Below are 22,821 nucleotides of genomic sequence, written 5' to 3'. Positions count from 1 at the left end.
GTCCAGCGATCAGGCGTACTTTCGGCTGATTCGGTGGTCTGGCCGCGTTTCTTAGCCTTTGGCTGCCTCCGCACCCGCATTGACTCGCATAAGGAGATGGCGATGAAGGCGTTCGTCTCACGCTCGTACGGGCCACCCGATGTCCTGACGCTTACCGAAATCCCCGTGCCCGTTCCTCGCGACGACGAGGTCCTGGTCCGGGTACGTGCCAGCTCCGTCAATCCGTACGACTGGCATAACATGCGCGGCGAGCCGTACCTGGCCCGCCTGATGCCCGGCGGCCTCGCGCTCCGCACCCCCAAGGTCACCATCCTGGGCGCCGACATCTCCGGCCAGGTCGAATCCGTCGGCAGAAACGTCACGGAATTCCGCCCCGGCGACGACGTCTTCGCCGTCATCAGTGGTGGCGGCTTCGCCGAATATGTCTGCGTCCGCGAATCCGACCTCGCCCCGAAGCCGGAGAACCTCTCGTACGAGGAGGCCGCCGCGGTTCCCATGGCCGCCAACACCGCCCTCCTCGCCCTGCGCGACGACGGTCATATCCTGCCCGGCCAGCGGGTTCTCATCAACGGCGCGTCCGGTGGGGTCGGCACGTTCGCCGTGCAACTCGCCCGCGCCCTCGGCACCGAGGTCACCGGCGTCTGCAGCGGCCGGAACGTGGACCTGGTCCACTCCCTTGGCGCGACCAAGGTCATCGACTACACCACCCAGGACTTCACCCGCGAGACCCAGCGCTACGACCTGTTCCTGGACATCGCCGGAAGCCGACCGGTCTCCGTCTCCCGCCGCACCCTGCACCCCAAGGGGGCCTACGTGGTGGTCGGCGGCCCGCCCGGTCGCTGGATACAACCCATGGGCCATGTGCTCTCCGCCCTGGCGGTATCCCGCTTCGTCGGCCAGCGGATATCGGTGGCAGACGCCCTCAAGTGCCCCAGCCCCAAACAGAACCTGCAGACGTTGAGCGCATTCCTGAACGACAAACGAGTGATCCCGATCATCGACCGTCACTACACCTTCGAAGAAATCCCCAGGGCAATCGGCTACCTGGAGGAGGGCCACGCCCCCGGCAAGGTCGTCATCTCCGTCTGAGCGGCGCCCTCACCGGAGGCGTCCCACACGTAACGCGCCACGGCCTACAGCCGGCACGGAGCCGACGAGGGCCCGGCCAAGGCGGCACAGGGTGTCAGGTGCGGCTCCCCTTCTCGGTGAGGCGTCCGACGGTGCCCTTGTTGTCGCAGGCGATGGTGTTGCCGCCCACGGTGTCGTTGATGCCGGGCGCGAGCACCACCCTCGGTAGATACGCCCGCGCGGGCCTGACCAAGGTGCACACCTCGACAATCTAGTGGGCCACCAGCACGTCACCGCCTGCGTGAAGACACGGTCAGGCGGGCTGCCACAGCTCGATCCGATTGCCCTCGGGATCGGTGACCCAGCCGAATCGACCGACACCCTCCATGTCCTGCGTCTCTGCAGCCACGTGCGCTCCCTTGGCGCACAGTTGTGCGAGCATCGCATCCAGGTCGCGGACCCGGAAGTTGATCATAGCCTGCTGGGCACGGGACCCGAAGTAGTCGGTCTCGGACTCAAACGTCGCGAACACCGTCAGCCCGGCTTCCTGACGCCACAGACCGTTCTCATCGGCGTCCAAGCCTAGGCAATCGCGATACCACGCGCCCAGAGCCACCGGGTCGGCGGCCCGCATGAAGTATCCACCGATTCCAAGCACACGTTCCATGTCGCTATCTTGTCAGGACGGCGATCGGGCGGGCTGGCACTACACCATCGCCCGCTTCACACCCCCATCTCAATCGCGGGGGAACTCGTAAGTCTCTCCGTCAGCTCCAGGCACGCCTGCGCTCCCGGCAGCTCTTACGATCGCCATGCGGCGGCTGGTCGCTGCAGGTGGTTGGGCTTCTTCCCAGAGCGGGCGATTCACCCGCACCCAACCGGCAGATCGCACACCTTCTTCGCCATGTTCTTCGCCTGGTCGGCGAGCACCTTCCTCCGTGCTCGCTCGTTCAGGGCAACGCCATGGCGGTTGGCGTGGTCGTCGAAGTCGGTGTAGAAGAACAAGGCGCTTCCCCGCCGCGCCACCGCCCACATCACAGGGGAGATCGACCTGTCGATCTTCCGTTTCTTGTAGGAGTAGCCTGCGACGGACATGGCCTGGTCCCCGACCGACAACGGTTTGCCGAAGTACCAGTACGTGGCACGCGGGCAGCGCTTCAGGTCAGCCTGCAGCTTGGCGAAGGCCGCCTTGGCCGACTTGATGTTCCCGTACAGCACGAGTTGTTCGCTGCTGAAGGAGGGAGCGCTGGTCCCGTGCGTGATGGTACGCATGGCGACCCGGCTGTCGCGGGGCTTTCCCTTGGTGCGGCAAGGGTTGAGTTCGAGCCGGCGGGACGGGTTGTCGCTGACCGTCCACCACTCCTCGTCCTTGAAGTCCGGATCGACCCCCTTCCTCGCCTTCGCCTCGGTCAGCAGGAACCCCTTGGGGATCTCGGTCGCGCCCGCGTGGGCCACGCCGGTTCCGCCCAGTATCGATCCGATCACCAGTGCCGTTGCCATCGCATGTTTGATCACAACTGTTGAGATGCGGGATCTTCTCGAGAAGTTCGCCCCGGTTTCCGGGTGACGGACCGCTCACAGGTGGAGTGCGCCAGCCTGGACTCAAGGTGCCATGACGGTACGCACCTGCTGTGAGGTGGGCGTTGCTGGGCTCAACCCGCCTCCCCGCTGACACAGGACCATCCCGGTAGGGATGCGTACAACCGATGTCATCAAGGCCGCCGCCGATCGCGACACGGGGCGTAACGGTCTCCCGTCACCCAGCAGCGCGGCCGCTTGTACCGCTTGCGGATCCACCGTGCGAGGTAGACGTTGATGCGGGCGAGGAGCGGAGGGTCTCCTGGAACACCGTGATATGCAGCCCGGCCGGCGCGTCGAGCCGTGCGTTAATGGACCGCCATGGGGTGAGGGTGGGTGGAGCGACCTGCGTGGCGCCACCTGACACCAGTCCGTCCGTGGCGGCCTGAGCGTCATCGACCTCGAACGCGACTCGAATCTTGGGCGCCACTTGACGGCCCACCTCCACCTCGTCGATGAACTCCTTCTGCGCCGCGTTCACGATCTCCAGGGTCGCTCGGCCCGCGTCCAGGATCGCGACCCGGGCATCTTCCCCATTGGAGTACGCCGCCTGTTCGGGGAGTCCGAGCACGTCCCGGTAGAACGAGAGCGCGGCCTCATAGTCCTCGGCCTCAATGACCAGGCGAAGCTGGCGAACGGGTGATGGCCTGCCCTCTGCGGGGGTCATAAGAAGGCTCCTGTCTCTAGGGGAACGGAACGGTCAGGACGATCTTGCCCTGCCGTGGTCCTCGTGCGGCGAACGCGTGAGCTCGCGCCGCCTGTGCCATGGGGAACACCTCCTGCAACGGAATGCGGAACCGTCCTTCTTCGAAGAGCGCGGCCGCCACGGCGAGACCGCGGCGTCCTGCGGCGTCGACACCGGGAATGTGCGGCAAAGCGACTCGCTCCCTAGAAGGAGACCGGCCCGCGCGAAGCGCGACATCGACCGGCGAGACTCCGGCGGCTCTGACTCTGACGCGCACTTCACCCCGACCCGCGTGCGGCTCGGGATACGGGCCGACGGAGAGCACCTCGGGAGGACCGAACCGGTCAAACTGGACTGCGAACACGATCACCTCTCTGACCTGGGCAACAAGACCGCGCACTACGGTAGGAGCGGAAGAGGAACGGGTGTTCCGGATCGTCGAAAAGTGAGAGGTGTGCGGGGCGCATTGACTCGGAAACCTCGGACGGATGCCGAGCACAACCGGAAGCACATCGTGGAGGTCGCGCGGGCCGCCTTTGCTTCGGACGGCCTGGACCTGCCAGTGCGTGAGATCGCCCGGCGCGCGGGCATGGGTGTCGCCACGGTCTACCGGCACTTCCCGTCGCGTCAGGATCTCATCTCAGCCGTGCTCACCGAGCAGGTCACACGTTGCGAAGAGGAGATGCGGGCCGCTCTCGCCGATCCAGATTCCAGGCGTGCGCTGCGCGGCACCATCCTCCGCTTCGGCGAACGGCAGGTGCGTGATCGAGGCCTCAACGAAGCACTGCTCGGTTCGCACGCGGCGGGAGCAGCGTTCGCTGAACAGCGCCGCGCGCATGCTGAGGCGTTCGCGCAGCTGGTGAAGCGTGCTCGAGATGACGGCGCTGTCCGCGGGCAGGTGTCGGTCGAGGACGCGCGCATCGCCCTGATGGCGATCACCTCCTTCCGGGCTCTCCCGGCCGAGAGGGCGTCTTCGGCCATCCGGAGACTGACAGATCTCCTGCTCACCGGGGTGCTGAACGAGGCCTCGCCTGGTTCCTGAGCGAGTTGCCGCCGAACGCGGCGGGGGCCGGAGCCGGGCTCGTTCTCGTTCGTGGTGGTGGGCTCGGTCAATCTGGATCAGTATCCTCTCAGCGCTGCGTGTCGTCGGGCCGGTTGTGGTGGTGATCAGGCGACTTCAGGCTGGACCGCCGCCTCGGCAGGGGGCGCGACCTGGACAATGGTGTTCGGTTTGGGCTGCCGTAGCACGATGAGGGCGACGGTGAAGGCGGCCACAAGCAGAGCGGCGGCGACGCCGAAGGCCAGGTGGTAGCCGCCTGTCAGCGCGGCCGCCTCGCCCTTGCCGGCGGACAGCAGCCCTTCGGTACGCGAGGCGGCCAGCGTGGACAGCACTGCGACGCCGACGGCCATGCCGATCTGCTGGGTGGTGTTGAACAGCCCGGACGCGAGGCCCGCGTCGTCGGCCTTGGCGCCGGACATACCGAGCGTGGTCAGCGCCGGGAGCACCAACCCGCCACCCGTGATGAGCAGCATCACCGGAAGCAGGTCGGTGACGTAGTTCGCGTTCACCGGGACGCGGGTGAGCCAGCCCATCGCCCCGAGCAGGAGCGCCAGGCCCGCCAGCAGTACGGCGCGTTCGCCGAAGCGGGTGTTGAGCCGGGCGGAGACGAACAGGGACACGCCGCCGATGGCCACTGCCGCGGGAAGCATCGCCAGGCCGGTGTCGAGCGCGCCGTAGCCGAGGACCTTTTGCATGTAGAGCGCGACGATGATCTGGAAGGCGAACATGGCCGACAGCGTCAGCATCTGGACGAGGTTGGCGCCCGAGACGTTGCGCGAGCGGAGGATCCGCAGTGGCATCAGTGGGGTCCTGGCGGTCGCCTGACGGACGACGAACGCGGTGAGCAGAGCGAGCGAAACCGCGCCGAGGCCGAGGGTGTGTGCCGCGAGCCAGCCGTACTGCTCGATCTTGACCACGGTGTAGATGCCCAGCATCAGTCCGCTGGTCACCAACACGGCACCGATGACGTCGGCCCCGGCGGCGAGGCCGGCCCCGCGCTCGCCCGGCAGTGCCCTGATCGCCAGCGCGATCGTGGCGAGCCCGATGGGAAGGTTGATGAAGAAGATCCAGTGCCAGCTGAGCGCATCGGTGAGGACTCCGCCCAGAACCTGGCCGATCGAGGCGCCGGCGGCGCCGGTGAAGCTGAAGACACCGATCGCCTTCGCGCGCTCCTTGGCCTCGGTGAACAACGTCACCAGGATGCCCAGCACGACCGCGGAGGCCATGGCGCTGCCGATGCCCTGCAGGAACCGGGCGGCGATCAGCATGCCGGGCCCGGTGGCCACTCCGGCCAGCAGCGAAGCGGCGGTGAAAACCGCGTTCCCCGCCAGGAACATGGCTTTACGTCCGATGAGGTCGCCGAGTCGGCCGGCCAGGAGTAGTAGCCCGCCGAAGGCGATGAGGTACGCGTTGACGGTCCAGCTGAGCCCGGCGGGCGAGAAGCCCAGATCTCGCTGGATGGCCGGCATGGCCACGGTCACGATGCTGCCGTCCAGGACCGTCATCAGCGCTGCGGCGGACAGCACGGTGAGCGCCGGCCAACGCGACCGGGACGTGCCGGTGCGGGCCGGTTGGGGGGAAGGTGGGGTGTGCGGCATGGCCGTCTCCTGTTCGAAGAGGAACAAGAAGCGACCGTAGCAGATAGTTCTGTTACAGACGATCCCTTGTGGATCTATTTTGCATCTTGCCGTGCTCCCCGGACCGCCCTCGGCGGGCGTGCGTCCTTCTCGAGATGCCAGATGATGGCGGCCGGAGTGTTCTCGTACGCCGCATCGGCCGCGCCGGCCGCCCACGCGCGAACGAACGGCCCGCCCGCGTACGGGCTTGGCGGCCAGAGCGGCTCGTGACACCCGCGCACCTGTAGACCCTCGGGCAGCGCCGCGGCGATGTAGTCACTGGGCCGGAACCGGCCGGCCGGCATCCGGCCTTCGACGCCGTTGTCATCGACGGCGGAGGCGATGCCGCCGAGGTAGAGCGACTGCCGATGAATGTCGGAGGTGACCAAGCGTCCACCAGGGCGCAGTACTCGCGCGAACTCGGCGAACACTGGTTCCAGGGCCGCCACATGCGCGAGCGCGAGCCCGCACACCACCAGGTCGATGGCGGCATCCGCGACGGGCAACCGACTCAGTTCGCTGAGTTGGAAGGTTGCCGCCGAGACCTTGGAGCGTGCGATCGCGAGCATGTCGGGCGAGCTGTCAACGCCAATGACCTTGTGGCCGGCCTTCGCGAGCATCTCCGCGTAGCGACCCGTGCCGCAGGCAGCGTCGAGCGCACGCCCGGTCGGCAGCCCGGCCAGGATCTGGCGAACCACCGGCTCCTCCACGGCGATGAGCGGGTTCCCTGGCTCGTCGTAAGTTCTCGACCAGGAGCGATAGCCCGTCACCGTGTCGATCTCACCGATCTCGTCCCCGGCGCCGAGCTCCCCGCGGTCCCACGCGGCGATCATCTCGCGTACCTCGGCGAGCCGGGTCTCGGCGAACGCGGCGTCGAACTCCCCGGCATACGCGCGATGCAGCGCGAGGCCCTCGTAGCCCAGGAGGTAGGCAAGCGGATGCCGATATGTCATCCCGACAACGTAACCACGGCTTCGATGAACCGCGACGCGTTAATCAAGGTCGGTGTTGATCGACCAGGCCTTCGCGGGAGGTTCGACGGCACGCCTTACTCCCCCGCAGGCACCGTGTCGGCCAGGAACGTCGTGATCCGTTCGGCCGCGACACCGGGTGCGTTCAGGTCCGGAGCGTTGTGGTCCAACCCATCGATGATCTCGTGGCGCGCGTTGGGGATGATGTCCGCGAGCTGGGGGAGCACCTCGGTGAGGTACGAGGGGGACCTGCTGCCGCCGAGCAACAGTGTCGGCGAACTGAGTTGCGAGTAGTGGGCCCCGTCGGAATCCGACCGGATGGACTCTTGGAGCTCGGCAGGAGTGGTGTGCATCATGGCGCGGGTCTCGGCGCCGTCGGAACCGTGCAGCAACATGAAGGCCAGCCCACGGAATACGATCATCGGCGCATTCTCGATCGGGACCAATCTGCTGTGCTTCATGAACGTGGTCATCGCCGCGAGCTGTTTCCCGTCATTCAGCAGGCGGGTGAACGTCGGCACCCAACTGCCGTCGAACGAGCCGCGGATGCTCACCGCCGGCTCATACACGGCCAGTGCAGCGACGCGATGACGCAACCCTAGACGCAAGGCGACCAGCCCTCCGTAGCTGTGCCCGAACACCCGTTCTGACCTGGTCTGCCCTATCACCGCGATCGCGTCGTCCACCTCGCGTTCCACGGAGTAGTCGCTCCCCTGGGGGCCACTGGCCCCACGACCACGACGGTCGATCACATGCACGGTGAATTCACGGGAAAGGTGCCCGGTCATCGCCTCGTAATGATGGGCTCGGCGGTTGTTTCCCGGGATGACAACGAGCCCTGGACCGTCCCCGGCGCTCAGGAAACTGATATTGGTACCGTCGCCGCTGGTGACCTGCCCCGTCCGCCATTGCGGCTTAGCATTCTTGCCGCCCATAGTCCGTCTCCCTCGCCCGTCGTCGCGGCTTCTCATTTTCGCGGCTCTTTTCACTTGGCGGAAGGCATTTCGCGATCCCGCTCAATGCTGGTGCCAGTCCAGTGCACCGGCAGGCGGCCCTCCTGTGGGCTCGACCCTCTCTGCGACCGGGCGGCGCTGGTCGTGAAAGTTTCAGGTACTGGTACGGGTGCTTCGGCTCGCCGGCCATGGCCGGACCAGGGCGAAGACGTGCTGTACCCAGAGTTCGGTGGCACATCGGCGACATGGCGGTTGTACCTGATTCGCGGCGGGCGTTACCATCGCCGAGATCCGGAGGAGTAGACGATGCTCAATGGTCGGCGAGATGTGTTAGCGCTAACATCGCCTTGGGCCTCCGGAGCGGCCATGCGTCTCGGCCTCCACTTATGCACATGCCGACACCCTCGTCGGCGACGACCCGGGTCGTTGCCATGGCGGCTGCGTGTTCTCGACCGCACGCGACGGTTGTTCGCGCCTCTGAATTCCCGATCCAAGCCGCGCCCCTCAGCATTCGCGCCATCTCCCCAGGAACGGAAGATGTTGACAATGATCGTTCGATCACGACTCCGGCGCTTGAGAAAGGCACTACTGTTCGCGGGCGCGACAGTCGCGCTAATCGCCGGCACCCTGGTCGGCTTACCCGGCACCTCGCAGGCCGCGGGGCCACTTCCGTGCGACATCTACGGTGCGGCCGACACGCCGTGCGTCGCCGCGCACAGCACCACGCGAGCGCTACTCGCCGCTTACGGCGGCAATCTCTACCAGGTGCGGCGCGCCTCGGACGGCGCCACGCAGAACATAGGCCTATTGGCGGCCGGAGGCTACGCGAACGCCGCCGCGCAGGACTCGTTCTGCGCGAACACGTCGTGCGTCATCACGATCATCTACGACCAGACGTCCCGCCACAACGACCTGTTCATCGAACCGGCCGGTACGGCGGGGCCGGCGAATTCCGGCGTGCCCGCCGATGCGCTGCCGGTGACCGCCGGCGGTCACACGGTTTACGGTGCGTCGTTCTCGGGTCTCATGGGCTATCGGCACACGGCCGCGTCGGGCGTCGCCGTGAACGGTCAGCCTGAAGGCATGTACATGGTGACGTCGGGCACGCACGTCAACAACAGGTGCTGCTTCGACTATGGCAACGTCGAAGTGCAGATCGCCGACACCGGAAACGGCCACATGGACGCGATCAACTTCGGCACCGAATGCTGGTTCGCGCCATGCTACGGAGCCGGCCCCTGGGTTCAGGCGGACCTCGAGAACGGCCTCTTCCAGTCCAGTGCCGGCCCCAGCCAGAACTCGTCGAACACGGGCAACAGCGCTCCGTTCGTGACGGCGCTGCTGAAGAACAACGGGCAGAACTTCTTCGCGCTCAAGGACGGCAACGCGCAGTCAGGCGGCCTGACGACTCGGTACTCGGGGCCGGGGCCAACGCGCGGCGGCTACTCCCCGATGCATCAGGAGGGCTCCATCGTTCTCGGCACCGGTGGCGACAACAGCAACGGGTCCATCGGGTCGTTCTTCGAAGGCGTGATGACGGCGGGGCTGCCGACGGACGCGGCTGACAACTCGGTGCAGGCCAACGTCGTCTCCGTGGGCTACGGCGCGGCGAGCCCGGTCGCGGGCGGCACCTTGAACCCGGGCTCCACGATCTCGCTGCGCGCGACGACGGCGTGCTGTACGACAAACTACATCCGCCACCAGAACAACAACGCGGTCACGTCCGTGATCACGTCAAGCAGTTCGGCGGTCGACAAGAACGACGCGTCGTGGATCGCGCGCCGCGGCCTCGCGAACAACTCGTGTGTGTCGTTCGAGTCCAGGAACTTCCCCGGCGACTTCCTGCGGCATTCGAACTTCCAGCTCTACAGGCGGCCGATGGACGGCACCGCGCTGTTCCGCGCCGACGCGACGTTCTGCCCGCAGGCGGGCCGGAGCGGCCAGGGCACCTCGTTCGCGTCGTACAACTATCCGACCAGGTTCATCCGCCACTACAACAACACGGTGTACATCGCGAGCAACGGCGGCTCGAACGCGTTCGACTCGTCCACCTCATGGGCGGCCGACGTGAGCTGGGCCGTCAGCTCTCCCTGGACGCCGTAGACCCCACCGCCGCAACGCGCCGCCGTCCCCGGCACCCGCCGGGGACGGCGCTCGCGTGGCAGATGGCGTTGGTCTTCCCCATCCTCGCCGGCGTACTTCTCCTGGTCTCACTCGTGCGCAAATCTCGTCAAGAGCCAGGGGAGACGAATGCGCAGGTCATCGGCCCAGAAGGAAGCCGGTAGATAATGGATGGCCAGGCCGGGCGCAGGGCTATAGCCTGGTTCGGCCGATCCTAGGAGGCTGACATGACTTGCATGGTCATCAGCGAGGTGGACGTCACCGCTACGACGCGTGAGCTCGCCGGAAACTGACCTCCTGCCGCCATCGCGGCGGATTCATCGGCAGTAGCCTCGAAATACGCGACTCCTCGCCTCGTAGTGGTCCCGCCGGCCGCGGATTCCTCCGCGCCGCGAGCCGCCCGCGCCCGTCTTATGGCGCCGCGGCACCGTTTACCACGCTGACACGAGGAGAATTCGTGGATTCCGCATCATCCTTCGAGCCGCTGACCGCAGCCGAAGGTGGACCCAGTCATGTCGTCCGGTCGGGCCGGACCGTCAGGCGTCCCGCCCGGCCCTGGACGGGCACCGTCCACGCACTGCTGCGCCATCTGGAGGAAGCCAGGTTCACCGGCTCCCCCCGGGTGGTCGGCGAGGGTCTCGACGCCGACGGCAACGAGGTCCTGACCTTCATCGAAGGCACCATCGTCCACCCGCACGCCTCGCCGGAGGAGGGTGTCTGGCAGGTCGGCACGTTGCTCCGCGATCTGCACACCGCCACCGCCGGCTTCCGGCCACCGCCGGGCGCCACGTGGCAGCCCTGGTGGATGCACGACGACCGCCCCGGCTCGGTGATCGGGCACTGCGACGCCGGGCCGTGGCACACCGTCGTCCGTGACGGGCGGCCCGTGGCGTTCATCGACTGGACCCTCGCGGGGCCGGTCGACCGTCTCGACGAGGTGGCCGCCGCTTCCTGGTGGCACGCCTACCTGTACGACGACGACGTGGCCGAACGCCACGACCTGCCGGACGCGGCCGCCCGCGCCAGGCGGTTGGGGCTGTTCCTCGACGGCTACGGGCTGCCCGCGGCCGATCGGGAAAGCCTGGTCAGCCGGATGATCGAGTTCGCGATCAGGGACTGTGCCGCGGAGGCGGCGTACGCCCGGATCTCTCCGGACTCGACCGACCCCGCGCCTCTGTGGGCGCTCGCCTGGCGGGCACGGGCCGCCGGCTGGATGATCCGTCACCGCACGCTGCTGGAACGAGCAGTACAGGCCTAGGAGGTGAGCAGGCCGGGGTCGCTGGCCTTCGATGTCGGCGGCCCCGGCCGATCCGGGTAATTCAGGTCGGAAACCGTCCGCAATGCTCCCTACCGTTTGCTCGAAGCCCGAACGAGCAGAGGAGCCCAAATGACGATTCTTGTGACCGGAGCGACCGGCACCGTCGGCCGGCACGTGGTCGGCGAACTCATCGAGGCCGGTCAGCGGGTGCGCGCCCTGACCCGCGACCCCGCGAGGGTGAGCTTTCCCGCCGGGGTGGAGGTGGTGGCCGGTGATCTCACCGTGACCGACAGCCTCGTGCCCGTGCTGGAAGGCGTCACCGCGGTTCACCTGATCACTTTCGGGGGAGACGACTACGGGTCGCTGCGGAACGGCCAGGAGATCGTCGACCTGGCGGTCAAGGCCGGCGTGCGCAGGGTCACGGTCCTCGGCGGCTGGGACGAGGGGACGCTGGAGCCGGCCGTGAAGGCGAGCAGCCTGAGCTGGACGTTCCTCCAGCCGACGGAGTTCATGGCCAACGCCCTGCAGTGGGCCGAGAGCATCCGCACGGAAGGCGTGGTGCGGGAGCCCTTCGCCGGCGCCACCACCGCCATGGTCCACGAGGCCGACATCGCGGCCGTCGCCGCCAGGGCTCTGGTGGAAGACGGCCACGCGGGCCGCGCGTACGGCCTCACCGGCCCCGAGAGGCTGAACATTGCCGACAAGGTCCGCGTCATCGGCGAGGCGATCGGCCGGCAGATCCGGTTCGTGGAGCTCACGGAGCAGGAGGCACGCGAGAAGATGGCCGCCGAGGGGCAGCCGGAGGAGCTCATCGAGTTCCTCGTCAACGTCTTCGGCAACGTGCCCGAGGAGCCCAACATCGTGAACTCCAACGTCGAGAAGGTCACCGGACGCCCGGCACGTACGTTCGCCCAGTGGGCCGCCGAACACGCCGACGCGTTCCGCGCCTGACCGGGCGTCGGACGGTCGTCCTCCAGCGAGCCTTCCAGGACACGCCCTACCGGAACAAGACCGAAATGGCGGAGCAGAACCGCCGCTACAACCTGCAGAGTGACCGAGCGCGGGAACCGGGCTGAGCTCTGACAAATTCGTTTACTCGCCGGGTAACCGCTCTCTCGGAAAGGCCGGCCAGGAAAAGTCTCCGGGCCGGCCTTGGCGAAACAGGGATCGGGTCACGGGTGGCTGACGACCGGGCCCGCCCCGTACGAGTCGACGTGGCGGAACGCATTCGAGTTCTATCGAGTGGTTGACCTGGGAGAACCCGAGATTGTCGGTTCGGCCTGGGATGATGACGGTCATGTCCCTTCCGCTCGACGTCCTTCCGTGCCTCGGTGGCGATGTCATTCTCATCCCGCGCGGCACTCTCTCGGCCCGCCTCAGCCCCGAGCAGCGCCGCGAGCTCGCTGCGGCGCTTCTCGCTCTCGACACCCTCGACACCCTCGACACGCCCGAGGCGGCGTTGGCCTGCTGACCCGGTCCGTGGTGACGGGTGCCGACCGGATCAGGAAGCGTCTTGGGGGTCTCTCGAAGGCTCGGCCGGCTTGACGCTCGGGTGGACGGCGACGATGACGCGGTGGTCGCGCCCGCCTACGGCCGTCTCGTCGTGGTATTTGCCGACGAGTGCGGTCACCGCGCCGGCCAGTTCCTCGGCGAAGGCGGCGCGGTCGGCGGCGGTGGCGAACCGGATCTCGCCGTCGATCGCGAAGGTCGCCACCTTCTTGCGGGCCTTGGCCGCCCCGGTGATCAGCGTGCCGACGTCGCGTACGAGCCGGGCCGCGACCGCGAGCAGCCAGCGCGCCGACAGCTGGTCGGGCGACCGGGACGGGTCGGGCTGCACGTCGGCCAGCGCGACGGGCGAGATGACGTACGACGCGGCGGTTGCGCGCATGATCCGCTCGGTGACGTTGCCCTTGCGGCGCTCCTCTATCAACTCGACCAGGCCGTGACGCTCCAGGGCCTTGAGGTGGTAGTTCACCTTCTGGCGCGGCAGGCCGACCTTGGCGGCCAGCGTGGTGGCCGACGCGGCCTCGGACAGGTGGGCCAGCAGCCGGGCCCGTATCGGATCCAGCGAGACCTCGGCCGCGGCCGGATCCTCGATCACCGCTACATCCAGCATGTCACCACCATCGCCACGACAGGATAATTTGTCAAGACTTCGCAATTTGTCGGGATGGCAAAGCTTGTGGGGGCATTCACGGGGAGCGGACGGTTCACCGCCGTGGCGATCTTCCCCCGTGCCGGCGTGCGGACATCCGGCCGGCGGTGGCCCGCCGGTAGGGGGCGAGTCGGTGGCCGCTGTGGGAGGCCAATCCCAGAAAGAGCACATTCACCCTCTTATGTCTAAATGTGCCACTACCGAGCTGGACGTGGTCCACGCGTGTGGCCGTGCAAAGACCGGGGAATGACCCGCGCGGGCCGAGGAAAAGGCCTGCCCGCGCGGCCGTACCGAAGACTCTTACAAGGCATAGTGAAGCCCTCGCGCGCCGGGCGCAAGGCCTGGATAACAGCGAGATCCGGCCGCCGCGTCGAATGGCGGCCCGTCACCTTCCCGGGGTCGTACGCACCCCGAAGAATGAAATACGGGTTGCCGGGGCCCGGTTCCCCGCATGACCGTGGCCTCGGCGAGAAGGGTCGCGGTCCGCGGGGAACCCGGGCACTCCAGTCGTCAGTTCTTCGGTGACATCGTTGTCCTCGGTTCCAATGTCATCGACGGCGTCGACGTCGACGTCGCTGTCACCGGCGCGCCAAGCTGGTTCGGGAAGACCAGCCTGATGTTGATGGATTGGGCCTGGCGGTTGGAGCTGTGGCTTCGGCTGTGACTGCGGTTCCAGTGACGGGCAAGTTGGCGGGCCCAGCTTCGGGCCGGGTTCCGGTTCCAGTTGCGGGCCCAGCTGCGGCTGTTGTTCCGGTTCCAGCTGCGGTTGCGGTGGGGGTAGTCGTATTCTCGATAGTCGCCCGTCTTCGACATGCTCAGGGTGCTCGCCGCGCTGGCGCTGGTAGTCGTAGCCGCGACGCCTAGGCCGACCACACCCCCGCTGAGCGCGGCGCCGATCGTAAGCGTGCCCACCAATTTTTTGACCTTGGGCATTGCGTATCCCCCTTGGACGACTTCGGGTTGCTAATGGGTGCTTCACCGTGATTGTCGGTGATTGCTGTGGTGACTCAGTGAGTCTGCCTGCTTGTCTTTTTTCCTAGGGGGACGCCGGACAAACGAATAACTTCTACTTTTGCTATGTGCTTAAGCTCTTCTTGTAGTCTTCGGTTCGATATTTCCCGACTTCGCCCGACATGCTCGTCTTGATCTTGCTATAAACGCCGATCCAGTCGGCGCTCCCGCAGGTCAGACGCCCCGACAACGAGTGCTTTGAAGGGAAAGGAGCAAGTCGGGATCGATTTCGCGAACCTGGGCTTTAATCCTCATTAAGCCCGTTTCCAGGCCTGTGCCCCTTGCGTACGGTTGCAGGTGCTTTAAGGGGAGAAAATGAGCGGCCGGTCGTCCCGCGGCCGCGTCCGGCATCGCCGGTGTCCCCCGGACCCGGTGCTGCGCCACGCGCTCGCACCCCATATGGTCCGGTGCATGACTGCTCATTATGACGTCGTGGTGGTCGGGGCCGGCCCCGGTGGGTATGTCGCGGCCGTCCGGGCCGCCCAACTCGGGCTCACCACGGCGATCGTCGAGGAACGCTACTGGGGCGGTGTCTGCCTCAACGTGGGATGCATCCCCTCCAAGGCACTGCTGCGCAACGCCGAGCTCGCCTACCTGTTCACCCAGGAGGCCAAGACGTTCGGCATCCAGGTGGAGGGCAAGGTCACCTTCGACTACGCCGAGGCCTACAAGCGCAGCCGCAAGGTCGCCGACGGCCGGGTCAAGGGCGTCCACTACCTAATGAAGAAGAACGGCATCACCGAGTACAACGGCCGTGGCACCTTCACCGACGCGAACACCCTGCAGGTGGCCGTCGTCGACGGTGGCAGGGAGACGGTGACGTTCGACCACTGCGTCATCGCGACGGGCGCGACGACGAAGCTTCTGCCGGGCACGTCGGTGAGCGACCGCGTCGTGACGTACGAGGAGCAGATCCTCACCGACCGGCTCCCCGAGAGCATCATCATCGCCGGCGCGGGCGCCATCGGCGTCGAGTTCGCGTACGTGCTGCGCAACTACGGGGTCCAGGTGACCATCGTGGAGTTCCTCGACCGCGTCGTCCCCCTGGAGGACGAGGAGGTCTCGGCCGAGCTGGCGCGACGCTACAAGAAGCTCGGCATCGAGGTGCTGACCTCCACCAGGGTCGAGTCCATCGACGAGTCGGGCGACAAGGTGCGCGTGACGGTGTCCAAGGGCGGAGAGCAGCGGACGCTCGAAGCCGACAAGGTGCTGCAGGCCATCGGCTTCCAGCCGCGCGTCGAGGGCTACGGCCTGGAGAACACCGGCGTGCGCCTGACCGACCGGGGCGCCATCGACATCGACGGACGGTGCCGCACCAGCGTGCCGCACATCTTCGCCATCGGGGACGTCACCGCCAAGCTCATGCTCGCCCACGCGGCCGAGGCGATGGGGATCATCGCTTCGGAGACGATCGCGGACGAGGAGACGATGGAGCTCGACTACGTGATGATCCCGCGGGCGACCTACTGCCAGCCGCAGATCGCCAGCTTCGGCCACACCGAGGCCCAGGCGCGTGACCAGGGCTTCGACGTGAAGGTGGCGAAGTTCCCCTTCAGCGCGAACGGCAAGGCGCACGGCCTGGGAGACACCGTCGGCTTCGTCAAGATCCTCAGCGACGCCGAGCACGGCGAGCTGCTCGGTGCCCACCTCATCGGCCCGGAGGTCACCGAGCTGCTGCCCGAGCTGACCCTCGCCCAGCAGTGGGACCTGACGGTCAACGAGGTGGCCCGCAACGTGCACGCGCATCCGACGCTCGGCGAGGCGGTCAAGGAGGCGATCCACGGCCTCGCGGGTCACATGATCAACATGTGACGTCCCCGCCGTCCCCCGCCCCGCCGCGTCGGCCCGTCAGGTCGTGTAGTACATCTGACCTGGCGGTTCACCGTCGGGGCATCGGGAAGGGCACTGTCCCTCATCACCCTGCGCGAGGTGGTCGGCGAGGAGGTGTTCTCCCACGTCGTCTCCCAGCTCCCAGCGGAGTTTCAGGGCCTCACCGAAGTCACGGCTTGAGCGTCTCGCCGTCGTGTCACCCTGCCTCGTCTCATGACTTCGCGTATAAGTTCAGCTACACAGAGTAGCTGGCGGTCGTGCCCTCGGGATGGGCGCGAGCGAAGGCAGGGACGAGGTGTGCATTCTCCGCCTTGATCGGTACGTTCTCCCCCGTTCTCCCTTCGCCGCCGCATGACTCGCGTACGAAACAGGAGACGCAGGCGCGATGCGACGGAAATTCAGCAGGACGGCCCAGGCGCTCACGGTCGCGGTCGGCGGCGCGGCGATCGTCGCCGGCTCCACGGGCGTGTCCGCGGCGGTCGGCGGCCCGGGCGGGCCCGGGCCGATCAAAAGCCACTCCAACTGGCGCTGCCTGGACGCCGACCTGAACACGATCCAGGGCAACGGCACCAAGGTCCAGCTGTGGAGCTGCAACGGCTGGAACAACCAGAAGTGGACGTACGACGTGAAGACGCACACGATCCACAGCCAGTACAACAACCGGTGCCTGGACGCCGACCTCAACACGATCGGTGGCAACGGCACGAAGGTGCAGCTCTGGGACTGCAACGGCTGGAGCAACCAGAAGTGGATCTACGACGCGATCAGCCACACCGTCTACAGCCTGTACAACGGGCGGTGCCTGGACGCCGACCTCGGCGGCATCGGCACCAACGGCACGAAGGTGCAGCTGTGGGAGTGCAACGGCTGGGCCAACCAGAAGTGGAGCGTCTGACACGGCGTCGCCGGGTGGCCTGAGCGCCGTGGCGGCCCTCGGCGACCCGGTCGGATGCCTGCGGTTCCCTCGTCGTGTCGAGCCGGGGGACTCCGCTGCCGCACGTGTAAGTTCGACTACGCAGAGTAGTTGGCGGGCGTGCGCAGGGAGGATCAGGCACGATGCGGCGGAACTTCACCATGGCGGTCCGGGTGCTGGCGATCACGGCCGGCTGCGCGGCCACCGTCACCGGCGGGACGGGCGCGCAGGCCGCCGCCGTCACGGGGACGGGGCCCATCCACAGCCGGGCCGACGGCCGCTGCCTGGACGCCGACCTCGGCCGCATCGGCACCAACGGCACCCGCATCCAGCTATGGGACTGCAACGGCTGGGCCAACCAGTCGTGGACCTACGATCCGGCCACCCACACGATCCGCAGCCTGTCCAACGGCCGCTGCCTCGACGCCGACCGCGACAACCTGCACAGGAACGGCACCCGCGTCCAGTTGTGGGAGTGCGACGGACGGCCGAACCAGCAGTGGGTGTACGACAGGAAGAGCCGCACGATCTACAACCTGGCCAGCGGGCGCTGCCTGGACGCCGACCTGAAGGGCGTCGGCAGCAACGGCACCCGCGTGCACCTGTGGGACTGCAACCGCTGGAGCAACCAGCGGTGGAGGCTCTGACCGGAGGTGCGGCCACCTCGGCATGTTCGCCGGTCGCGAGAGCCCGCGCCCCCGGATGCCCTTGAACCGTCGCCGTCCGGGGGTCTTCTTCGCTGTCCGGAGGGCTCTGTCATGGCCCTCCGACTGGACTCAGAGCCGTTCCTGGCGGGGGAAGACAACCTCCCTGACCAGGAGCAGGACCGCCGCCGCCAGCGGGATGCCGAGCAGGGCGCCCACGATGCCGAGCAGGGCCCCGCCGAGGAGCGCGCCGACGATCGTGGCGATGGGCGGGACGGCGACCGATGACCTGAACACCGGGGGCGAGATCACGTAGTTCTCGATCTGCTGGTACACGATGAAGAAGATCACGCAAGCGATGCCGACCTGCACCGAGGTCAGGAAGCCCACGCCGGACACCACCACGGCGCCGACCACGGCGCCGACCATGGGGATGAGGTCGGTGATGGCCACGAAGATGGCGAGCGCCAGCGCGTACGGCACCTTCATGATGACCAGGAAGACGAAGGTCACGACGCCCGCGATAAGAGAGATGATCAGGTTGCCCGCGACGTAGCCGCCGATCTGCTTGATGATCTCGTCACCGAGGAGCTGGACGCGGGTGCGCCGCGAGCGCGGCAGGAGCCGGTAGGCGGTGTCCATGATGGAGTTCAGCGAGCCGAGGAAGTACAGCGTCAGCACCAAGATGGTGAGGCCGCTGAACACCGCGCTGATCACCACGCTCGCCACGCCGAGCAGGCCACCGAACATCTGGCTCGCGAGGTTGCCGCTGCTGACGTACTGCTGGAGCTTCTCCAGGACCTGGTACCGCTGGTCGACCGACTTGATGAGCGGGTGGTTCTGGAGTTGCTGCACGTACTCGGGAACGTGCTGGATGAACCCCGTGGTCTGCTCGGTGAGCGGCGGCACGATCGCCAGCCCGAATCCCACGAAGAACGCGATGACCGCCCCGAACACGATCGTGATGGCCAGGCGGCGGGAGAGGTTCCGGCGTTGCAGCGCCTCGACGGCGGGGTTGAGGCCGATCGCCAGGAACAGCGAGACCACGATCAGGACGAGCGCGGAGCCGGCGCTGGCGATCGACTGCACCAGCAGCCAGGCGGTGAGCACGCCGAGCGCGGCGGTCAGGCCGAACAGGAACGGGTTGCTCCGCAGCGGGCGTCCCGGGCGGCCGAACGGCTGCTCGTACTCCTTCTGGTCGACCTTGCGCGTCCCGGGCGGCAGTTCGTCGTCCGGTGCCGCGTCGACCTGGTCGGCGGGCGCCTCGCGCTCGGCCAGCCGGGTCCCGGCGGCGCGGTCGCCGGTGGACGGCGCTGGTCCCGCCGCCGTCGTACCGGTCTCGCGACCCGTGTCGCCGGACGGGTCGGCGGCACCGTCTTCGCCGCCTGGGAACGAGGGGAACACGCTGGAGATCTCCGCGCGTTCGGAACCGCCTGTCTCTGACACGGGTCCCCGCTGCCCACCTGGAGGCTTCCTAGTCGTAGTTACCAGTCCTGATAAGACGTGAAGAATCCGGTGAACGACCTGTCACGCGGGGAAGGACGGATGCGGGCCGAGCGCCCAGTACTCGTACAGGCCGTACCCGACGTTGCCCTCGTACTCGAACCGGCCCACGGCGTCGACCATTCCCCACATCTTCGCCGCGTCCTGCGGGAGGGTGTAGGTGACGCCCTGCACGACCGGCTCGGGCCCCTGGTACATGCCGTGCTTCCAGCCGGGCTCCAGGCCGTACCCGGTGCCCACCATGAGGTGTACGGGCAGCAGGGGCGTGCACAGCAGGTCGAACGGCTTGCCGCCCGGGGGAGAGAAGGTGATCGTGGCCGAGGTGACCTCCCGGGTGCCGGGAACGTACACGGGACGGTAGTCGGGCCTGCCCAGATACTCCTCCTCGCCCGAGGGCCGGACGCGCACGGCCTCCTCCAGGATGCGGCGGCCTTTCTCGTCCTCCTGGACGATGCACAGGATGGCGTGGTCGTCGAACCGCATCGGCGCGTAGAGCCAGTAGAAGGTCCCTGAGTTCCGCGCCTGGATGCCGGGAGGTTCCGGCTCGCCGACGGGACGGATGCCCCAGGATCGGTCCCTGGTGCCCTGCCAGCGGCCGGGGGTCACCTCGACGCGCTCGTCCCCGACCGTGATGTGCCCGGTCCACCGGCCCGTCTGGGCCATCCGCACCGAGTCGAAGATGACGCGCTCCTGCCAGCGGATGAAGTGCCGGGGTTCGAGCGTCGCGGGGATCGTGCCCTCCCAGGCGAGGTCGAACGACAGGCCGTGTTCGTTCTCGTCGAGTACCACCCGCAGGCGTTTGAGCCCCTCGACGACCTCGACACGGAAGGGGCCGACGCGGGTGTCCATGCGGTCGGCTCCCAGCTCACGGGACGCGCGGACGACGCGGTGGAGATCGCGGTGCCGGACGCAGGCGAACGCGTCGGTCACGCCCAGGTTCGGGTACTGGCCCAGGCCGATGATCAGCATGAGCTCATCGGATCCGGCGTGGCAGTTGAAGTAGTACCGGTCGTAGAAGTTGCGGTCTGAGGTGGTGACGTGACGCATCACCTCGGGGGCCTGGTGGACCGGATAGTCATCGAGCGGCGACAGCGTCATCGGTGCTCCACGGTTCGGTGATGTGGAACACGTTCTAACAAGCGCTTGGGCAACCGTCAACAACGGGACGCGCCCCCCGGAAGGATCCGGGGGGCGCGTGCCGATCTTCAGATCAATACATCCGGCGCGAGGTCTCGTCCGTTCTGCCGGCCTCGCTTGCTTCCTCCACCCTGTCGCCGGACCACCTGCTGGCGTCGGCCGCGGTGTCCTTCATCGAGTCGGCCCATTGGCGGGCGTTGTTGCGATACAGCACGATGCCCACCGCGCACGCGGCGAACCCGGCCAGCAACGCGACGGTCGACCAGCGACCGCGTCGCTTGACCGACGGTGCGGGATCGATCTTCTCTGCCGCCTGGACGAGGAACGCGCTGACCTTCGGCGCGATCTGCTCCTCGACCGAGTGAGCCGCGCGGTCGAGCTTGGGCGCGGCCCAGACGCGAGCGTCCTCGATCCGGTGTGCGGCGACCTCACGGGCGGTGCTCGCCATCGGCCGGACTTGTTCTGCCTTCCGGATGGCATGGGTCTTCATTTGACCCATCCGCGTGCTGGGTATGACCAGCTTCACACGGCGTCTTCTCAGTGTCAGGGACACGATTACCTCCCCTGTCCTCGGGGCCCTGCACGCTCACCTTCCCGCTCGAAAGCGGCTCAATCCTGACGCGGCGTGGGAGGATGCCAGGTAGGCCAATGCGCCATAGCTATCAAAACATCACAAATCCGACCCAAAAATATCGAAGGGGGCAGTCCTCTCATGGCTGAGAATCTCATCGCGAAACTGCGGACCACTCTCGGAGACATCAAGCTCCGTCTTTTCCCCGACCACGCGCCGAAGACCGTGCGCAACTTCGTCGAGCTCGCCGAAGGCACCAGGGAATGGACCCACCCGGAGACCGGGGAGAAGACCAACGCCAAGCTGTACGACGGCACGATCTTCCACCGGGTCATCCAGGACTTCATGATCCAGGGCGGTGACCCGCTCGGCCAGGGCATCGGCGGCCCCGGGTACGACTTCGACGACGAGATCCACCCGGACCTGCAGTTCAACCGGCCCTACCTGCTCGGCATGGCCAACGCCGGCAAGCGCTTCGGCCGCGGGACGAACGGCTCGCAGTTCTTCATCACGGTCGTCCCGACGCCGCACCTCAACGGCAAGCACACCATCTTCGGTGAGGTGATCGAGGGGGCGGACGTCGTCGACGCGATCTCCAAGGCCCAGACCCGGCAGGAGCGCCCGGTGCCCGAGATCGTCCTGCAGGAGGTCACCATCGAGCGCGTGCAGTCCTGAGCCGCACGCGGGCCCGCGCGACGCCGGTCCCGCTCACCAAGGCTCGCCGAAGGCGGCCCCGGTGCCCCGGGGCCGCCCGAAGCGACGATTTCGTCATGGCGCGGATGGCGCCGGGCACCCGGAGCGGTGAATAGGGTGGCAGTCTGTGGATAAGCGCACAGGCGAAGGGGCCTCGAACAGGCGATGACCACTCAGCCAGATCACCCGAACCAGTCGGACCGGCCCCAGGGGCAGGCGCAGCCTGATCCTTACGCGGGCGCCGTTCCCACGTGCTACCGGCATCCCGACCGCGAGACCTACGTGCGCTGCCAGCGCTGCGACCGGTCGATCTGCCCCGACTGCATGCGGGCGGCCTCGGTCGGCCACCAGTGCGTCGAGTGCGTGCGCGAGGGCAGCAGGACCATCCGCCAGGCCGAGGCGCCGTTCGGGGGCAGGCCCGTGACCACGCCCGTGGTGACGTGGACCCTCATGGCGATCAACGTGCTCGCCTACCTCGGCGAGGTGGCCAACGCGTCACTGGTCGGCCGCTACGAGATGTCGGCGTACGGGGTGGCCGCAGGCGAGTGGTGGCGCCTGCTCACCGGGGCGTTCCTGCACGCGCCGCCGCCGTCGTACTGGCACATCCTGTTCAACATGTGGGCGCTGTACGTCATCGGCCCGCAGCTCGAAAGGATGCTCGGCTCGCTGAGGTTCGGGGCCGTGTACCTTCTGGCGGCGCTCGGCGGTTCGGTGGCCGTCTACCTCACCGGCTCCGCCTCCGTGGGGGCCTCGGGCGCGATCTACGGCCTGTTCGGCGCGATGTTCGTGGTCGCCCGGCGCCTGGGGTTCGACGTGCGCGGCGTGCTCTGGCTGATCGGGATCAACGTGGTGCTGACCTTCGTGATCCCGGGGATCAGCTGGCAGGGCCACCTCGGCGGCCTGGTCACGGGCGCGCTGGTGACGGCCCTGTTCGCTTACGCGCCCGGCAAGAACCGCAAGGCCTTCCAGCTCGGTACGGCTCTCGCGGTGCTGGCCGTCTACGTGCTGATCGTGATGTTCCTTATGCCCTTGAGCGGCTAGACGGCCCTGTGGC

24 protein-coding genes are annotated in these 22,821 nt (G+C 67.4%); 11 read left to right on the top strand and 13 right to left on the bottom strand.

Translation table 11 applies throughout. From position 1 onward, the window contains the following. Positions 1 to 102 precede the first annotated feature (102 nt). The gene (locus ACOZ38_RS44930; protein ID WP_424536887.1) at positions 103 to 1,089 is read left to right on the top strand and encodes an NAD(P)-dependent alcohol dehydrogenase; all 987 of its coding nucleotides are present in this window, start codon (positions 103 to 105) and stop codon (positions 1,087 to 1,089) included. 94 nt (positions 1,090 to 1,183) lie between these two features. Here ACOZ38_RS44930 and ACOZ38_RS44925 read toward each other — a convergent pair whose 3' ends face one another. From ACOZ38_RS44925 to ACOZ38_RS44905, 5 genes are all read right to left on the bottom strand, one after another. After that, positions 1,184 to 1,330, bottom strand: a complete 147-nt coding sequence (locus ACOZ38_RS44925; protein WP_424536886.1) for a hypothetical protein — start codon at positions 1,328 to 1,330, stop codon at positions 1,184 to 1,186. 51 nt (positions 1,331 to 1,381) lie between these two features. Then, complete coding sequence (locus ACOZ38_RS44920) at positions 1,382 to 1,735, bottom strand: VOC family protein (RefSeq protein ID WP_424536885.1); 354 nt, start codon at positions 1,733 to 1,735, stop codon at positions 1,382 to 1,384. A gap of 197 nt (positions 1,736 to 1,932) precedes the next feature. After that, positions 1,933 to 2,568 (bottom strand): hypothetical protein, encoded by a 636-nt coding sequence (locus ACOZ38_RS44915; RefSeq protein ID WP_424536884.1) that lies wholly within the window; start codon positions 2,566 to 2,568, stop codon positions 1,933 to 1,935. Between the two features lie 256 nt (positions 2,569 to 2,824). Next, entirely contained in the window at positions 2,825 to 3,313 is a 489-nt protein-coding gene (locus tag ACOZ38_RS44910; RefSeq protein WP_424536883.1) for a VOC family protein, read from the bottom strand. 16 nt (positions 3,314 to 3,329) lie between these two features. Next, on the bottom strand, positions 3,330 to 3,695 hold the full coding sequence (locus tag ACOZ38_RS44905) for a zinc-binding dehydrogenase (RefSeq protein WP_424537207.1): 366 nt from the start codon (positions 3,693 to 3,695) through the stop codon (positions 3,330 to 3,332). Between the two features lie 150 nt (positions 3,696 to 3,845). On the opposite strand from ACOZ38_RS44905, the gene ACOZ38_RS44900 reads away from it, so the two are divergent. Next, entirely contained in the window at positions 3,846 to 4,373 is a 528-nt protein-coding gene (locus ACOZ38_RS44900) for a TetR/AcrR family transcriptional regulator (protein WP_424536882.1), read from the top strand. A 125-nt stretch (positions 4,374 to 4,498) separates the two neighbouring features. Here the strand turns inward: ACOZ38_RS44900 and ACOZ38_RS44895 are convergent, their stop codons facing one another. The 3 genes from ACOZ38_RS44895 to ACOZ38_RS44885 all read right to left on the bottom strand — a co-directional run bounded on the left by ACOZ38_RS44895 (position 4,499) and on the right by ACOZ38_RS44885 (position 7,913). Then, positions 4,499 to 6,016, bottom strand: coding sequence for an MFS transporter (locus ACOZ38_RS44895; protein WP_424536881.1), 1,518 nt, complete (start codon positions 6,014 to 6,016; stop codon positions 4,499 to 4,501). Positions 6,017 to 6,063: 47 nt separating this feature from the next. Then, complete coding sequence (locus ACOZ38_RS44890; protein WP_424536880.1) at positions 6,064 to 6,960, bottom strand: class I SAM-dependent methyltransferase; 897 nt, start codon at positions 6,958 to 6,960, stop codon at positions 6,064 to 6,066. 95 nt (positions 6,961 to 7,055) lie between these two features. Further along, on the bottom strand, positions 7,056 to 7,913 hold the full coding sequence (locus ACOZ38_RS44885) for an alpha/beta fold hydrolase (RefSeq protein WP_424536879.1): 858 nt from the start codon (positions 7,911 to 7,913) through the stop codon (positions 7,056 to 7,058). A 564-nt stretch (positions 7,914 to 8,477) separates the two neighbouring features. Between ACOZ38_RS44885 and ACOZ38_RS44880 the strand changes: the two genes are divergently transcribed. The 4 genes from ACOZ38_RS44880 to ACOZ38_RS44865 all read left to right on the top strand — a co-directional run bounded on the left by ACOZ38_RS44880 (position 8,478) and on the right by ACOZ38_RS44865 (position 12,781). Then, the gene (locus ACOZ38_RS44880) at positions 8,478 to 10,034 is read left to right on the top strand and encodes an alpha-L-arabinofuranosidase B (RefSeq protein WP_424536878.1); all 1,557 of its coding nucleotides are present in this window, start codon (positions 8,478 to 8,480) and stop codon (positions 10,032 to 10,034) included. 475 nt (positions 10,035 to 10,509) lie between these two features. Continuing rightward, positions 10,510 to 11,310: an aminoglycoside phosphotransferase family protein gene (locus ACOZ38_RS44875; RefSeq protein WP_424536877.1), complete on the top strand. Its 801-nt coding sequence runs from the start codon at positions 10,510 to 10,512 to the stop codon at positions 11,308 to 11,310. A 129-nt stretch (positions 11,311 to 11,439) separates the two neighbouring features. Next, positions 11,440 to 12,261 (top strand): NAD(P)H-binding protein, encoded by an 822-nt coding sequence (locus ACOZ38_RS44870; protein WP_424536876.1) that lies wholly within the window; start codon positions 11,440 to 11,442, stop codon positions 12,259 to 12,261. A 346-nt stretch (positions 12,262 to 12,607) separates the two neighbouring features. Next, positions 12,608 to 12,781: a hypothetical protein gene (locus ACOZ38_RS44865; protein ID WP_424536875.1), complete on the top strand. Its 174-nt coding sequence runs from the start codon at positions 12,608 to 12,610 to the stop codon at positions 12,779 to 12,781. A 30-nt stretch (positions 12,782 to 12,811) separates the two neighbouring features. Here the strand turns inward: ACOZ38_RS44865 and ACOZ38_RS44860 are convergent, their stop codons facing one another. Both ACOZ38_RS44860 and ACOZ38_RS44855 read right to left on the bottom strand, forming a co-directional pair. Beyond that, the gene (locus tag ACOZ38_RS44860; RefSeq protein ID WP_424536874.1) at positions 12,812 to 13,426 is read right to left on the bottom strand and encodes an ArsR/SmtB family transcription factor; all 615 of its coding nucleotides are present in this window, start codon (positions 13,424 to 13,426) and stop codon (positions 12,812 to 12,814) included. 549 nt (positions 13,427 to 13,975) lie between these two features. Continuing rightward, a complete protein-coding gene (locus ACOZ38_RS44855) occupies positions 13,976 to 14,398 on the bottom strand; it encodes a hypothetical protein (RefSeq protein WP_424536873.1) in 423 nt (140 codons plus the stop codon). A gap of 489 nt (positions 14,399 to 14,887) precedes the next feature. On the opposite strand from ACOZ38_RS44855, the gene lpdA reads away from it, so the two are divergent. The 3 genes from lpdA (at position 14,888) to ACOZ38_RS44840 (ending at position 17,866) form a co-directional block, all read left to right on the top strand. Then, a complete protein-coding gene (gene lpdA / locus ACOZ38_RS44850) occupies positions 14,888 to 16,288 on the top strand; it encodes a dihydrolipoyl dehydrogenase (RefSeq protein ID WP_424536872.1) in 1,401 nt (466 codons plus the stop codon). Between the two features lie 403 nt (positions 16,289 to 16,691). Beyond that, complete coding sequence (locus ACOZ38_RS44845; protein WP_424536871.1) at positions 16,692 to 17,201, top strand: RICIN domain-containing protein; 510 nt, start codon at positions 16,692 to 16,694, stop codon at positions 17,199 to 17,201. 161 nt (positions 17,202 to 17,362) lie between these two features. Continuing rightward, positions 17,363 to 17,866 (top strand): RICIN domain-containing protein, encoded by a 504-nt coding sequence (locus ACOZ38_RS44840; RefSeq protein WP_424536870.1) that lies wholly within the window; start codon positions 17,363 to 17,365, stop codon positions 17,864 to 17,866. Between the two features lie 129 nt (positions 17,867 to 17,995). On the opposite strand, the gene ACOZ38_RS44835 is transcribed toward ACOZ38_RS44840, so the two are convergent. The 3 genes from ACOZ38_RS44835 to ACOZ38_RS44825 all read right to left on the bottom strand — a co-directional run bounded on the left by ACOZ38_RS44835 (position 17,996) and on the right by ACOZ38_RS44825 (position 21,029). Further along, positions 17,996 to 19,309, bottom strand: a complete 1,314-nt coding sequence (locus tag ACOZ38_RS44835; RefSeq protein ID WP_424536869.1) for an AI-2E family transporter — start codon at positions 19,307 to 19,309, stop codon at positions 17,996 to 17,998. Between the two features lie 81 nt (positions 19,310 to 19,390). Then, positions 19,391 to 20,464, bottom strand: a complete 1,074-nt coding sequence (locus ACOZ38_RS44830) for a hypothetical protein (RefSeq protein ID WP_424536868.1) — start codon at positions 20,462 to 20,464, stop codon at positions 19,391 to 19,393. Between the two features lie 112 nt (positions 20,465 to 20,576). After that, on the bottom strand, positions 20,577 to 21,029 hold the full coding sequence (locus ACOZ38_RS44825) for a DUF5324 family protein (RefSeq protein ID WP_424536867.1): 453 nt from the start codon (positions 21,027 to 21,029) through the stop codon (positions 20,577 to 20,579). A 186-nt stretch (positions 21,030 to 21,215) separates the two neighbouring features. Here ACOZ38_RS44825 and ACOZ38_RS44820 point away from each other — a divergent pair, with 186 nt between their 5' ends. Then, positions 21,216 to 21,749, top strand: coding sequence for a peptidylprolyl isomerase (locus ACOZ38_RS44820; RefSeq protein ID WP_405142741.1), 534 nt, complete (start codon positions 21,216 to 21,218; stop codon positions 21,747 to 21,749). A 183-nt stretch (positions 21,750 to 21,932) separates the two neighbouring features. Further along, positions 21,933 to 22,808 (top strand): rhomboid family intramembrane serine protease, encoded by an 876-nt coding sequence (locus tag ACOZ38_RS44815; RefSeq protein WP_424536866.1) that lies wholly within the window; start codon positions 21,933 to 21,935, stop codon positions 22,806 to 22,808. The last annotated feature ends 13 nt before the right edge of the window (positions 22,809 to 22,821 follow it).

This window comes from Sphaerisporangium viridialbum (genome assembly GCF_049674955.1).
Lineage (GTDB): Bacteria > Actinomycetota > Actinomycetes > Streptosporangiales > Streptosporangiaceae > Sphaerisporangium > Sphaerisporangium viridialbum.
This window is presented reverse-complemented; position numbering and strand designations above follow the sequence as displayed.

Coding starts and splice junctions, on each gene's coding strand:
- ACOZ38_RS44930 (WP_424536887.1), top strand. CDS start 103: ATGAAGGCGTTCGTCTCACGCTCGTACGGGCCACCCGATGTCCTGACG.
- ACOZ38_RS44920 (WP_424536885.1), bottom strand. CDS start 1,735: ATGGAACGTGTGCTTGGAATCGGTGGATACTTCATGCGGGCCGCCGAC.
- ACOZ38_RS44915 (WP_424536884.1), bottom strand. CDS start 2,568: ATGGCAACGGCACTGGTGATCGGATCGATACTGGGCGGAACCGGCGTG.
- ACOZ38_RS44910 (WP_424536883.1), bottom strand. CDS start 3,313: ATGACCCCCGCAGAGGGCAGGCCATCACCCGTTCGCCAGCTTCGCCTG.
- ACOZ38_RS44890 (WP_424536880.1), bottom strand. CDS start 6,960: ATGACATATCGGCATCCGCTTGCCTACCTCCTGGGCTACGAGGGCCTC.
- ACOZ38_RS44885 (WP_424536879.1), bottom strand. CDS start 7,913: ATGGGCGGCAAGAATGCTAAGCCGCAATGGCGGACGGGGCAGGTCACC.
- ACOZ38_RS44880 (WP_424536878.1), top strand. CDS start 8,478: ATGATCGTTCGATCACGACTCCGGCGCTTGAGAAAGGCACTACTGTTC.
- ACOZ38_RS44870 (WP_424536876.1), top strand. CDS start 11,440: ATGACGATTCTTGTGACCGGAGCGACCGGCACCGTCGGCCGGCACGTG.
- ACOZ38_RS44865 (WP_424536875.1), top strand. CDS start 12,608: ATGTCCCTTCCGCTCGACGTCCTTCCGTGCCTCGGTGGCGATGTCATT.
- ACOZ38_RS44860 (WP_424536874.1), bottom strand. CDS start 13,426: ATGCTGGATGTAGCGGTGATCGAGGATCCGGCCGCGGCCGAGGTCTCG.
- ACOZ38_RS44855 (WP_424536873.1), bottom strand. CDS start 14,398: ATGCCCAAGGTCAAAAAATTGGTGGGCACGCTTACGATCGGCGCCGCG.
- lpdA (WP_424536872.1), top strand. CDS start 14,888: ATGACTGCTCATTATGACGTCGTGGTGGTCGGGGCCGGCCCCGGTGGG.
- ACOZ38_RS44845 (WP_424536871.1), top strand. CDS start 16,692: ATGCGACGGAAATTCAGCAGGACGGCCCAGGCGCTCACGGTCGCGGTC.
- ACOZ38_RS44840 (WP_424536870.1), top strand. CDS start 17,363: ATGCGGCGGAACTTCACCATGGCGGTCCGGGTGCTGGCGATCACGGCC.
- ACOZ38_RS44830 (WP_424536868.1), bottom strand. CDS start 20,464: ATGACGCTGTCGCCGCTCGATGACTATCCGGTCCACCAGGCCCCCGAG.
- ACOZ38_RS44820 (WP_405142741.1), top strand. CDS start 21,216: ATGGCTGAGAATCTCATCGCGAAACTGCGGACCACTCTCGGAGACATC.
- ACOZ38_RS44815 (WP_424536866.1), top strand. CDS start 21,933: ATGACCACTCAGCCAGATCACCCGAACCAGTCGGACCGGCCCCAGGGG.